The organism is Streptomyces sp. 8K308, assembly GCF_004348315.1.
In the GTDB taxonomy this organism is placed as follows: Bacteria; Actinomycetota; Actinomycetes; order Streptomycetales; family Streptomycetaceae; genus Streptomyces.
Genome location: NZ_SMKC01000204.1, coordinates 1 through 12487 on the forward strand (window position 1 = coordinate 1; position 12487 = coordinate 12487).

11 protein-coding genes and 2 pseudogenes are annotated in these 12487 nt (G+C 74.6%); 9 read left to right on the forward strand and 4 right to left on the reverse strand.

Annotated features, from left to right (window positions below; genetic code table 11):
- The 3 genes and pseudogenes from E1265_RS23995 to E1265_RS24005 all read right to left on the reverse strand — a co-directional run.
- Nucleotides 1-191 (reverse strand): annotated as a pseudogene (locus E1265_RS23995) (hypothetical protein); the annotation flags it as partial.
- A gap of 478 nt (nucleotides 192-669) precedes the next feature.
- On the reverse strand, nucleotides 670-1221 hold the full coding sequence (locus tag E1265_RS24000) for an HNH endonuclease (RefSeq protein ID WP_132933078.1): 552 nt from the start codon (nucleotides 1219-1221) through the stop codon (nucleotides 670-672).
- A gap of 48 nt (nucleotides 1222-1269) precedes the next feature.
- Nucleotides 1270-2037 carry a TetR family transcriptional regulator gene (locus E1265_RS24005; protein WP_132933079.1) on the reverse strand — a complete coding sequence of 256 codons (768 nt, stop codon included), beginning with the start codon at nucleotides 2035-2037 and terminating at the stop codon, nucleotides 1270-1272.
- 181 nt (nucleotides 2038-2218) lie between these two features.
- Here E1265_RS24005 and E1265_RS24010 point away from each other — a divergent pair, with 181 nt between their 5' ends.
- From E1265_RS24010 to E1265_RS24020, 3 genes are read left to right on the forward strand one after another with little or no spacing between them, the layout of a single operon-like run.
- A complete protein-coding gene (locus E1265_RS24010; protein WP_132933080.1) occupies nucleotides 2219-3124 on the forward strand; it encodes a mechanosensitive ion channel family protein in 906 nt (301 codons plus the stop codon).
- Nucleotides 3072-3311: a hypothetical protein gene (locus tag E1265_RS24015; RefSeq protein ID WP_132933081.1), complete on the forward strand. Its 240-nt coding sequence runs from the start codon at nucleotides 3072-3074 to the stop codon at nucleotides 3309-3311. The genes E1265_RS24010 and E1265_RS24015 overlap by 53 nt, the downstream gene beginning before the upstream one ends.
- Entirely contained in the window at nucleotides 3308-3922 is a 615-nt protein-coding gene (locus E1265_RS24020) for a GNAT family N-acetyltransferase (RefSeq protein ID WP_132933082.1), read from the forward strand. The genes E1265_RS24015 and E1265_RS24020 overlap by 4 nt, the downstream gene beginning before the upstream one ends.
- Nucleotides 3923-3942: 20 nt before the next feature.
- Here E1265_RS24020 and E1265_RS24025 read toward each other — a convergent pair whose 3' ends face one another.
- Nucleotides 3943-4512 (reverse strand): GNAT family N-acetyltransferase, encoded by a 570-nt coding sequence (locus E1265_RS24025; RefSeq protein ID WP_132933083.1) that lies wholly within the window; start codon nucleotides 4510-4512, stop codon nucleotides 3943-3945.
- 193 nt (nucleotides 4513-4705) lie between these two features.
- Between E1265_RS24025 and E1265_RS24030 the strand changes: the two genes are divergently transcribed.
- The 6 genes and pseudogenes from E1265_RS24030 to E1265_RS39550 all read left to right on the forward strand — a co-directional run.
- Entirely contained in the window at nucleotides 4706-6118 is a 1413-nt protein-coding gene (locus tag E1265_RS24030) for a hypothetical protein (protein WP_243741067.1), read from the forward strand.
- Nucleotides 6119-6414: 296 nt separating this feature from the next.
- A complete protein-coding gene (locus E1265_RS40380; RefSeq protein WP_279571458.1) occupies nucleotides 6415-6537 on the forward strand; it encodes a hypothetical protein in 123 nt (40 codons plus the stop codon).
- A complete protein-coding gene (locus E1265_RS24035) occupies nucleotides 6534-7538 on the forward strand; it encodes a glutamate ABC transporter substrate-binding protein (protein WP_132933084.1) in 1005 nt (334 codons plus the stop codon). The genes E1265_RS40380 and E1265_RS24035 overlap by 4 nt, the downstream gene beginning before the upstream one ends.
- Before the next feature lie 116 nt (nucleotides 7539-7654).
- Nucleotides 7655-8902, forward strand: coding sequence for a hypothetical protein (locus E1265_RS24040; protein WP_165953857.1), 1248 nt, complete (start codon nucleotides 7655-7657; stop codon nucleotides 8900-8902).
- Nucleotides 8899-12315 carry a tetratricopeptide repeat protein gene (locus E1265_RS39545; protein ID WP_243741068.1) on the forward strand — a complete coding sequence of 1139 codons (3417 nt, stop codon included), beginning with the start codon at nucleotides 8899-8901 and terminating at the stop codon, nucleotides 12313-12315. The genes E1265_RS24040 and E1265_RS39545 overlap by 4 nt, the downstream gene beginning before the upstream one ends.
- A gap of 2 nt (nucleotides 12316-12317) precedes the next feature.
- Nucleotides 12318-12413 (forward strand): annotated as a pseudogene (locus tag E1265_RS39550) (zinc-ribbon domain-containing protein); the annotation flags it as partial.
- Nucleotides 12414-12487: the final 74 nt, after the last annotated feature.

Genomic DNA, 12487 nt, shown 5'->3' on the forward strand with positions numbered 1-12487 from the left:
GCGGTGAGCGGCGGGTCGAGGGCGAACGGGCGCTCGGCGGTGAGGGGGATCAGCTGGCCGAGGGGCGGCTCGCTGGTGAGGGGGAGGTCGTGGGCTTCCGTGGCCTCGGCGGGCATCGGGAACAGGACCGGCGGTTCCCGGTCCCACTGTTTCTCTGTCTCGATCTCGATCCGGGCGGCGGCTGGGGCCACGACGTTCTCCGTTCGCGAGGGCGGCGGACCTGGCTGGACACCGCTTGCCCTACCCAGTGAACGCCAGCCCATCCGTTCTCGCGACAGGAAAGCGAGGCAGGTCGCGCTGGGTGTGGCGCAAAATCTGCCGCCGGAGGCGGCACGAGCCGCCTGTTTTCCGGCACCGAGCCACCGGACCACTGCGCGGCGGCGAGGGCGGCCAGCCGCACCGACGGTACCGCCAAGCCGCTGCGCGGCAGCGACGTCGGCTCCGTCCGTCAGGACTTTGGTCCGGCGGCCGGGACGCCCCGTGGCCGCGCACGCGGCGAAGCCCCGCACACGGCAGCGCGAGGCTCGCTGCCGCCAGGCCAGTCCGAACCGAGCGGCCTACCATCCCGGCGAAGCCGGGCGTGGTCGGCCCCCGCGCCGACGCAGCCGCCAAGCCGCTGCGCGGCGGCCGGCGGCGGAGCCCGTCGCGGCAGCGACGACGCGCCGTGGGCTAGCCCGTCGCGGCAGCGACGTCGCGGCCTTCGATTCTGGCGAGGGCGTCGTCCGCGCCGTAGGGGCGGAGATACGGCAGCCACCGCGGATCGCGGTGGCCGGTCCCGATGATGCGCCAGGCCAGGCCGGACGGCGGGCCCGGTTGATGGCGTAGCCGCCAGCCGAGCTCGGCGACCTGGCGGTCGGCCTTGATGTGGTTGCAGCTGCGGCAGGCGGCCACCACGTTGTCCCAGGCGTGTTGGCCGCCCCTGCTGCGCGGGATGACGTGGTCGACGCTGGTGGCGACGCCCCCGCAGTAGGCGCAGCGGCCGCCGTCGCGGGCGAACAGGGCGCGCCTGGTGAGCGGCACCGCGCTGCGGTAGGGAACGCGGACGAATCGTTTGAGCCGCACCACGCTGGGCGCGGGGATGGCGTGGGTGGCGCTGCGCATGAAGGCGCCTGTGGACTCCAGGCTGACGGCCTTGTCGTTGAGGAGCAGGATGAGTGCGCGGCGGACTGATACGACGCCGAGTGGTTCGTACGACGCGTTGAGGACCAAGACGTGTGGCACGGACGCCCTCCGTTTCCGTCGGCGGCACGTGGCTCGCGCCGGGACGATCTACCTCAGTGTGTCCTGGGCACGGCCCGCGGCGCCACCACGATCGGGAAATGAGCTGATTGTGTCGTTCGCCACACGCGTCCCAGGAATCCCGTCCGGCGCGTCCAGGCGGGCGGGCAGCGGGGCGGTGAGGTGGTGCTGGATGGCGGCGCCCACGAAGGCGACGAGCGTCTCGTAGTCCATGGACGCGACCGGCTCGACGCGCAGCACGTACCGCAGCAGCGCGGCGCCCAGGCTCTGGGTGAGCACGAGGCCGGCCCGCGTCTCGAGATCCGGGTCGTCGGGGAAGGCGCCGCGCAGGGCGGGGACGAGCCGCCCTGCGACGGTGGCCTGGACGGACCTGGCGGCCTCGGCATGCGTGGGGGCGGCGCGTAGCACGGCGGCCTCGGCGCCGTTGGTCCCGCGCTCCCAGGGGTCGAGCAGCAGGCGGGCGACGTGCCCGCCCATCTCCTGGCGCGGCACCCGGGAGAGGTCGGCCGGCTCCTCGCCGGCGCGGACGGTGGCGGAGAAGAGGCCGGCCTTGCTGCCGTAGTACCGCATGACCATGGCCGGGTCGACGCCGGCCTCGGCGGCTATGGCGCGGATGGTGGCCTTCTCGTAGCCGTCCGCCGCGAAGCGGGCCCGGGCCGCCTCCAGGATGGCCAGGCGCGCCGCGGCCGAGCGCGGCCCGAACCTGCGCCCCGGGCGCGGGCGCCCGGCCGCCGCGCCGGCCGCCGCGGCCGAAGGACCGGGCCCGACGACCTGCTTGGCTTCCTCGCTGTGCTGCATTCCGTCAGGCTAACCAGGGGAGCTGACACCGGGTGAGCACGCGACACGGGTCGAGCGGCGGACATCGGGACAAACCGTGGAACGGCATGGGGTTCGCCACAGAACGGTCATCGCACGCTCCCACGCCGTCCCCACCTTGTTTACCGTGGATCGGTGAACCGAGAGGACCGATGAGCGAGACATGAGCGTTGACTGGGAGACCTGGCTGACGGCCGGGCTGCGGATCCTGCTGATCGCCGTGATCGCGCTGACCGTGCGGTGGGTCGTGCGGCGCGCCATCACCCGGCTGATCTCGCGGCTCAACCGCGAGGCCCCGGAGCACCGCCGGCTGGCGCGAAGCGGGCTGCTGCTGAACTCCGAGCGGCGCCGGCAGCGCTCGGAGGCCATCGGCTCGGTGCTGCGCAGCGCCGCCTCGGTGCTGATCCTGGGCACGGCGGCGCTGATGGTGCTGTCCGAGCTCGGGGTGCAGCTCGGCCCGCTGATGGCGAGCGCCGGCGTCGCCGGTGTGGCCATCGGCTTCGGGGCGCGCAGCCTGGTGCAGGACGTGATCAGCGGGATGTTCATGCTGCTCGAGGACCAGTACGGGGTCGGCGACACGATCGACGTGGGCGAGGCCACCGGCACGGTGCTGGAGATCGGCCTGCGGGTGACGACGCTGCGCGGCGACGCCGGCGAGGTCTGGTACGTGCGCAACGGCGAGATCAAGCGGGTGGGCAACCTGAGCCAGGGCTGGTCGACGGCGCTGGTGGACGTGGAGGTGCCGGCGGACACGGACGTCGAGCGGCTGCGGAAGATGATCGCCGAGGTGGGCGCGGAGCTGTCGCGCGCCGAGCCGTGGCACGAGCTGATGTGGGAGCCGGTGCGGTACCTGGGCGTGGAGTCGGTGTCCGCCGAGTCGATGCTGGTGAAGGTCGCGGCCAAGACGCAGGCCGGGCGGGCTCCGGAGGTGGAGCGCGAGCTGCGGTGGCGGCTGAAGCGTGCCCTGGACGAGGCGGGCCTGGTGCACCACGAGCCGCTGCCCGTGCCGCTGCCGCTTGGCGGGCAGAGCGAACCACGCGCCGCGGGGGAGCCGGCCGCCGCAGAGTGACCAGGCCGGCGGGGTCGGCCTGGGCGCGGCGCTGCTGGCCGCGCTGGTCGTGCTGGCCGTGCTGGCCGTGCTGGCCGTGCTGGCGATCCCCGGCCGAACCGGCCCGGGCGGGGCGGCGGGGACGGCCGGGGCGGCGGCGGAAGAGCCGGCCTCCCCCGCCGGGCGCGGGAGGATGATGTCGGCATGACCACGTCCTCCGTCACCATCCGCGGCTACCGACCGGCCGACCGCGCGGCGTTGCACGAGATCTGCATACGCACCGGCCACGTCGGCGAGGACGCCACGGAGCACTTCAGGGAGCCGGCGATCCTGCCGGCCATCTTCGCCGAGCCCTACGCCGAGTTGGAACCGGAGCTGGTCTTCGTGGCGGACGACGGCGAGCGGGTGCTCGGCTACATCGTGGGCACCGCGGACAGCACCCGCTTCTTCGCCGAGTTCCGCGAGCGCTGGCTGCCGACCGTCGCCGACCGCTTCCCCGTGCCCGCCGGCGAACCGGCCGACGCGGACGAGCACCTGCGGCACCTGCTGCACCACGCCGAACTGATGCTGGTCCCCGAGATCGCCGCCGAGTACCCGGCGCACCTGCACATCGACCTGCTGCCGCCGGGACAGGGCCGCGGCCTCGGCCGCCGCCTGATGACCACCTTCCTCGACGCCCTCCGCGCCCGCGGCGTCCCCGGCGTCCACCTCGGCATGAGCCCGGCCAACACCCGGGCCCGCGCCTTCTACGACCGCGTCGGCTTCACCCCGCTCCGCCAGGTCGACCCGACCCACCACCTGGGGCTCCGCCTCAGCTGACCGCGCCGGCGCGGCCCCGGTCAGCCCGCCGGGCGGGCGAGCCGCTCCCAGACGTGGAGTTCGACGCGCCGGCCGCGGTGCTCGCGCGTGACGGGCTGGGCGTCCGTGAGGCGGTAGCCGGCGGCGCGGGCGACCGCGCCGCTGGCCAGGTTGTGGCGCTCGATGCCAAGCACCGTGCGCCGGGCGCCGAGCTCCCAGTGCGCGTAGTCGGTCAGCAACGACAGCGCGCGGACCGCGAGACGGTGGCCGCGGTGGCGGCGGCCCACGAGGTAGCCGAGCTCGACCGAGACCCCGTCGGGGCCGGTGCGCATGCCGAAGGCGCCGACCTCGCCGAGCGGCCGGTGGCCGTCCGTGGTGATGGCCAGCTGGATCGACCTGCCGGCCGCGGCCCGTTCGATCGCCCTGGCCACGTACGCCCTGGCGTCGTCGAGCCCGAACGGCGAGGGCAGCGGCGTCCACCGGGCGATCTCCTCGTCGTCGAACAGCTCGGCGACGGACTCCACGTCGGCCTGGGTCCACTGCCGCAGCCGCAGGCCGTCCCCGGTCAGGGACACCGTGCCGGGGAACACCGGCTCGGCCTGGTCAGCCATGGGTTCCCTTCTTCCGCACCACCGCCGGGAACCGCGCGGCCACCGGTCGCGTGAGCACTGGCGGAAGCGGCGCGCTCCCGAAGATCCCGATCATGAAACAAGATCCTGGCAGGGACTGTCTGGTTGCCCGAGGCGAGCGGCATACTTCTCGCCGTGGCCCGTGCCGGAATCGTGAGGGGGAGGGCCCGTACACGTGACTCACCCGCCGATCGCTCCGCCGGCACCGCCCGCGCCCCGGGCCTCGTCGGCGCCGCCGGCGCCCCCCGCGCCCGTGCCGCCGACCGAGCCGCCGCGCCGCAGGTCGTGGGTCGAGGCCGCGGCCCGGCTGCGCGCGACCGCCAGGACCGAGCCCGGCCGGCTGCGGATCATCGGCGTGGTGCTCGCCGGCCTGCTCCTGCTGTTCGGCGCGGTGACGTTCTGGCAGGTCACCGACCGGTACCGGGCCGCGGACACGGTGCTGGAGAGCAGCCAGCCGCTGAGCGCGGGGGCGGCCGAGATCTACCGGCTGCTGGCGGACGCCAACACGGCCGCCGCCACCGGCTTTCTGGCCGGCGCCGACGAGGACCCCGCGGTGCGGCAGCGGTACGAGGAGGACATCGCCAACGCGGCCGGCCGGCTGGCCGACGCCGCCGCCGACTCCTCGGGCTCGGACGAGGCGCAGGAGTACATCACGCTGCTCAACGAGCGGCTGCCGGTCTACACCGGGCTCGTGGAGACCGCCCGCGCCAACAACCGCCAGGGGTTGCCGCTCGGCGGCGCGTACCTGCGGTACGCCGACGAACAGATGCAGCAAACCCTGCTGGTGGCCGCCGCCGACCTCTACGACCTCGAGACCCACCGGTTCCAGCACGACATCGCCGAGGCGCGGGCCTGGCCCTGGCTCTCGCTCGGCGCAGGCGGCGCGGCCCTGGTGGCGCTCGCCTGGGCCCAGCGGCGTCACTACCTGCGCACCAACCGGCTGTTGAGCCCCGGCCTCATCGCCGCCTCGGCCGCCGCGACCGTGCTCCTGCTGTGGCTGGCCGGCGCGCACGCCCTGGCGCGCGACGCGCTCAACGAGGCGGACCGGGGAGCGGCGCGCTCGCTCAGCTCGCTCAACGGCGCGTGGACCGAGGCGCTGCGGGCCAGGGGCGACGAGAACATCACGCTGGTGGCGCGGGGCGCCGACGACGCGTCGGAGGAGAGCTTCCAGGCCAGGCTCCAGACCCTGCGCGGCTCGGATCCGGAGCGGCCAGGCGGCCTGCTCGCCGAGGCCGCGGAGCTGGCGGCCGGCGACCCGGCGGGCGAGGCGCCGGTCCAGCGGGCCATCGAGGCGACCCGCGAGTGGTCGGAGCGGCACGCCGCCGCCAGGGAGTTGGAGCTCGCCGGGGACTACGACGGTGCGGTCGTCCAGGTGATCGGCGGGCGCGGCTCGACCGGCGAGATGTTCGACCGGGTCAACGACTCGCTGGCCGACGCCGTGGCGCACGAGCAGGAACAGTTCGAGGCGGCGGGCGACCGTGGCCGGAGCCGCCTCGACGGCCTGGCGGCCGGCTCGGTGGTGCTCGTCATCCTCGGCGCCACCGGCACCGCCCTCGGCATCGGCCGCCGACTCTCGGAGTACCGATGACCGGGCGACACCGGCCGAGCCGGCCTGGCGGCCGACAGCGGGGCCGCGCGGAGGTGGCGGCGCCGGAAAGCCGGGTCGGGCACCGGCCCTGCGCAGGGCTGGCGATGACGACCGTGCTGACCACACCCGGAGCGGCACGGCTCGCCACGACCGAACCGGTTCGCTCAGCCACCGGTCACCGGCCCACCGGGCCGGCCCGGCCTGCCAGCCGGCGGCGGGTCCGCGCGAGGGCGACGGCACCGGAAAGGCCGGCCGGGTACCGGCCCTGCCCAGGGCTGATGGTGACGATCCGTCGCATGGCTCCCGGCACGTTCCAGGCCACCGTCGGGGCCAGGCTCGCGGTGCCGGCCGTGGGCGCCGGCGGCCAGGGCAACCGGCCGGGGGCTGCCGGCGTCCCCGAATCCGAGGGGTGCCGATGATGACGCGAACGAATCGGAGGACGGCGGCCGGCCGGGTCGCGCTGGGCGCGGTCGTCGCCGCCGTGGTGCTCGCCACCGGCTGCGGCGCCCCGGCGCCGGCCGCCGGCCCGGCGGGGACCGTGGACGGCACCAGCGCCGACAGTGGGATCGGCCCGTTGGCCGAACCGGAGCGCTGCGCCGGCGACCGGAACGCCGCCGAGAGCCTGCCGGCCGCCCGCATCGTGGGCGACGCCGTGGACGCCATCAGGGAACGCGGCCGGCTGCGCGTCGGCATCGACCTCAACAGCTACCGGTGGGGCTACCGCGAACCCGGCAGCACCGAGATCGTCGGCTTCGACATCGACCTCGTGCAGGCCATCGCCGTCGACCTGCTGGGCGACCCGTCCCCCGAGATCACCTACCTGGCCATCCCCACCGACCAGCGGATCGACGCGTTGCGGGCCGGTCAGGTCGACATGGTGGTGCGCACCATGTCCATCACCTGCGAACGCCGCGAGCAGGTGGCGTTCTCCACCGCCTACTTCGAGACCGGCCAGCAACTCGTCGTCCCCGACGGCTCGGAGATCACCGGCTTCGACGAGTCGCTCGCCGGCGCCCGGCTGTGCCGCGCCGACGGCTCGACCGCCGAGCGGCTGCTCGACCGCCAGCACCACGGGGCCGAGGTGATCCGCGTGCCCAACCACCTCGACTGCCTGGTCCGCATGCAACTCGGCCAGGCCGACGCCCTGATGACGGACAGCGCGCTGGCCGCGGGGCACGTCGCGCAGGACCCGTCGATGCGCATGGTGGGCGAGCCGCTGACGAGCGAGTCCTACGGCGTGGCGATGAACCTGGCCAACACCGACCTGGTGCGCTGGGTCAACGCCGTCCTCGAGGACTACCGCGCCGGCGGCACCCAGAGCGCCTGGCGCAACTCGTACGACGAGTGGCTCGCCCCCTACCTCTACGACCCGCGGACCGACCCGCCCCCCGTGCCGCCGGAACCGCTCTACCGCGAGTGAGCGGCGGCCGACACCCGCGCCGCGCACCACCCGCACCAGGCGGTACCCGCACCGGCTTCGGGGAAGAGAACCAGGACCAGGACGGACGAGTGAAGGAGAGGAGAGGGGAGAGAGCGATGGCCCCGGAATCCACCGGGAAGGTGTTGAGCCGGGAAGAGGTCGACCGCACGCTGGCCCGGCTCGGCGCCGAGCACGAGGCGATCGAGTGCTCCCTGCTCGCCCTCCAGGACCACGCCGGCCGCCGACTGCTCGAGGGCGCCGACCTCTCCGGCGTCACCCGAGAGCGGTGGGAGCGCGCCGAGCGCCTGGTCCCGCTGCTGTGGTCGCACTTCGACGTCCTGACCGAAGCGCTGCACGACGCCAGGCAGTTGCGGGCACGCAGCCGCTACCCCGGCGAGGACGAGCTGCGGCGGCTGACGGCGCTCCTCGACGGCGCGCACCTGAGGCTCTCCGGCGAGGACGAGCCGGCCGAGTCGGTCGGCTGGCAGGAACTCGTCGCCCGGATGAACGCCGGTTACGCCAGCGTGCTCGACATCGTGGCCGCCGCCGACGCCGTCTGGTCGGCGCTGCCCGCCCGGATAGACCTGCTCTCCGCCGAACTGCGCCGGCTCTCCACCCTGGCCCACTCGGTCGGCGTCCGCCCGGGCGAGCACCCGGCCGGCGACGAACTACAGGAGGTCACCGAGGAGTTGACGACGCTGCGGGCCGAGGTGATCGCCGACCCGCTGACGTTCTGGATCCCGGACGGCGGCAGCAGCGCCCCCGGCGGCGGGCGCCCCGACACCGCGCGCTACGACCGCGCGGCCCGCGCCCTGGATGACATCAGGCGCGAGGTCGACGCCGTCATCGGGGTCCGCAAGGACGCCGAGGAGCGGCTGATCCGGCTGCGCGACGTGCTCTCCAGGGCCGACCGCACCCTCGCCGAGGCGCGTACGGCGCGCGGCGAGGTGCTGGCCAAGATCGCGGCCTCCGAGGTGCCGGCGGTCAGCGGCCCCCCGAGTCTGCTGCACGAGGAGCTGGCCACCGCCGCCGACTACCGGCGCCGCGCCCAGTGGCACCGGCTCTCGCCGCTGCTCGAGCGCCTTGAGGTGCGCGCCGAGGAGGAGTTGGAGCGGGCACGCGCCTCGCTCTCCGCGGTGACCGTGCCGCTCGCGGTTCGGGCCCAACTACGGGGCCTGCTCGACGCCTGCCGGGCGCGGGCCTCGCGCTGTGGCAAGGCTGAGGAGCCGCTACTCGTGGAGCGGTACGACGCGGCCCGCCGGCTGCTGTGGACCGCGCCCTGCGACCTGCGCGCCGCGGAACACGCGGTGCTGCGCTACCAGGAGGCTGCGGCCGAGGTGCTGATGCCGAGGAGCGACTCGTGAGCCCCCCGCCGCCCGAGGACCGCCAGTTGCCCTGTCAGCGGCCCGGCTGCCAGGGCGGCTACGAGGACGTCGGCGGCGGCGAGCTGTACTGCGGCGACTGCGGCCTGGCACCCGTGGTCTCGCCGCTCGGCATGCTGGGCGAGAACGCGACCGGACTCTCCGGCGCGCTGCGGCCGGGCGCCGTGGGCTCCCTGGGGGCCGTGGACGCTATGGACGCCTGGGAGGACGACGACTCCTCCTCGTCCACCTCATCCTCCTCGCGCCCGTCCCGCCCCTCACGTTCGCAGTCCTCGCGCTCACAGTCCTCACGCCGCTCGGTCTCCGGGCGGCTCTCCCGTTCGCTGACCGGTGGCCTCGCCGTCGACTCGGTCTCGGTGCGCAGCTCCCGGTCGAGCGCCAGCGGCACGGCGCGCTCGCGGCTCGGCGCCGGCCTGGTCACGATGCCCGAGGTGCCGCGCCCCGACCCGCTGTCGGCGGTCCTCGAGGACCCGGAGGTGCCGGAACGCAAGCGGTTCTGCGGCAACAGCGACTGCGGGGCGCCGGTGGGCCGGGCCCGTTCCGGCCGGCCGGGACGCACCGAGGGCTTCTGCACCAGGTGTGGCCACCCGTACTCCTTCGTGCCCAAGCTGCAGCCGGGAGACGTGGTGCGGGACCAGTACGAGATCGCCGGCTGCCTGGCGCACGGCGGCCTCGGCTGGATCTACCTCGCCATCGACCGGGCCGTCTCCGACCGGTGGGTGGTCCTCAAGGGCCTGCTCGACACGGGCGACGAGGACGCGATGGCCGCCGCGATCTCCGAGCGCCGCTTCCTCGCCGAGATCGAGCACTCCAGCATCGTCCGGATCTACAACTTCGTGGAGCACCTGGACCGCCGCACCGGCAGCTTGGACGGCTACATCGTCATGGAGTACGTCGGCGGCAAGTCGCTCAAGCAGATCGCCAACGAGCGGCGCGCCCCCGACGGCCACCGAGACCCGCTGCCGGTCGAGGTGGCCTGCGCGTACGGCATCGAGGCGCTGGACGCGCTCGGCTATCTGCACAGCCGGAACCTGCTCTACTGCGACTTCAAGGTCGACAACGCCATCCAGCAGGACGACCAGCTCAAGCTCATAGACATGGGCGCGGTCCGGCGGATGGACGACCAGGAGAGCGCGATCTACGGAACGGTCGGCTACCAGGCGCCCGAGGTCGCCGAGATCGGACCCTCCGTGGCCTCCGACCTCTACACGGTGGCCCGCACGCTCGCCGTGCTGACGTTCGACTTCCAGGGCTACACGACGTTCTACGCGGACAGCCTGCCGGACCCGGAGAACATCGAGGTCTTCCAGCAGTACGAGTCCTTCTACCGCTTCCTGGTCCGCGCCACCGACCCTGACCCGTGGCGCAGGTTCGGCTCGGCGCAGGAGATGGCCGAGCAGCTGACGGGCGTGCTGCGCGAGGTCGTCGCCGTCAACACCGGCCAACCGCGCCCCGCGCTCTCCCAACTCTTCGGCCGCGAACTGGGCGTCGTCGACACGGAACTGGTCCCCAGGGTCGAGGGCGAGGTCTCCCTCCTCGGCGCGAGATCGCGGACCGGCTCGGCCGGGCGCGGTCCGCGAGGTCCGCGGCGCGGCACGAAACCACAGCGCCGTGCGGCGGCCGCGGCCGGCTCGCACCTGGGCCATGGACCGAAGGCCGGGCCAGGCGCGGCCTGGCCGACGACCGGCAACGCGGCGCTTCCGGCGGAGCCGGACCAACCCCACTGGCACGGGCCGTGGCCGGCAGCCGGCCAGCCCCCAGCGCCCACTGCGCCGGCCGGCCGCACCCCACTCAACGCCCCACGGCCGGACGACCGACCCGCCACCAGCTCGTCCACGCCCGGGGACATCGCCCCGCACGACACAAACGCGGCCGGCACCGACACGCCTCGGGCCACGCCGGTACAGCCAGCCACCGCGCCCGACGCCCACACGTCTCAGCCCACGCCGGCGGAGCCGGCTGCCCGCACCCCACACAACGCCCCACGGCCGGACGACCGACCCGCCACCAGCTGGTCCGCGGCCGGCGCCGACATGTCTCGGCCCGTGCCGGCGCAGCCGGCCGTCGGCACCGCGCACCGACCGGCGGCGGAGCCGGGGCACGCCGGTTGGCACGTGCCGCACGAAGCCGCCTGGTCCGGCGGTGAGAACGTCGAAGCGAGCCCGGACGGGGGCTGGGAGGCCGAGACGTGGCCGCCGGACCAGACCGACGGCGGCGCCGCTGCGGGCCGCCCCTGGTCCGAGGCCGAGGCCGCCGCGGCGCGGCGTGGTTTGCGTGAGCCTGACCAGCACCACCCGGTCTGGCCCGCCACGGGCCAGACCGGATCAGACCGGTTCCGGCCAACGTCCGGGCCAGCCGGAGGTCCGGCCGCCGCCGAGCCCACCGTCGCGCCCCCCGCCAAGCCCGCCGCAGGCGACATCGCAGGCGATGTCGCAGGCGATCCACCCACCACCGTCCGGCCGGACATGCGGGCCGTCGCGTTGGCGTTGCCGGTGCCGCGGGTCGATCCGGGGGATGCCAACGCCGGGTTCCTGGCCGGGTTGATGGCCACCGAGCCCGCCGACCTGCTGGTCGCGCTCCGTGGCGCGCCCACCGACTCCATCGAGGTCAGGATCCGTGAGCTGCGGGCCTATCTCGAGGTCGGGGACGGCAGGTCGCTCGCCATCGCCAGGGCCTCGGCTGCCGGCCTCGCGGAGCGCCGCGGGAGTGACTGGCGGGTGGTCTGGTACCGGGGGCTGACCGCGCTGGTCACCAGGGACTGGGAGACGGCCGCGCTCTCATTCGACGCGATCTACGACGCGTTTCCCGGCGAGTTGGCGCCCAAGCTGGCGCTCGCGGTCTGTGCCGAGGTGCTCGGCCAGTTGGACAACGCCGCCGACTACTACGAGCTGGTGTGGAGCACCGATCCCAGCCACGTCAGCGCCAGCTTCGGCCTGGCCAGGGTGCGGCTCGCGGCCGGCGACCGGCGGGGCGCGGTGGCCGCGCTCGAGTCCGTGCCGGAGACCTCGGCCCACTACACGGCGGCCCGGGTGGCGGCCGTGCGGGCCCGGCTGCGGCAGCGCGCGGCCACCCCCGACCTGCTGCCCGACCTGCTGGCGGCGGGCGCGCAGCTCGCGGCGCTGCGCGGCGCGGGACTGGAACCGTGGCTGGCCGAACAACTGTCCTGTGAGGTGCTGGGTTCCGCACTCGACTGGGTAATCTCCTGCACCGTCGGATCTTTCCCAGTCCAAACTGACCAGGGGCGACAGCTTCTCGGCGAGCCGCTGAACGAGACCGGGGTCCGGCTGGGCCTCGAACGCTCGTACCGGCGGTTGGCCCGGCTGGCGCCGACCCGAAGTGAACGCATTGAACTGGTGGAGGCGGCCAACCGCTTCCGCCCTAGGACGTGGGTGTGACAATGCCGAGGCTCGACCAACTCTCCGCCTGCCCCGGCTGCGGTGAGCCGCTGGAGGACGACGACCGATTCTGCGGCGTCTGCGGTACGGACCTGCGAACGGTCGGCCGCGTCGCCACGCCGCCCCCGCCCACCGCCGGCTACACGCCCACCGAGCACGACTTCACCCTGCC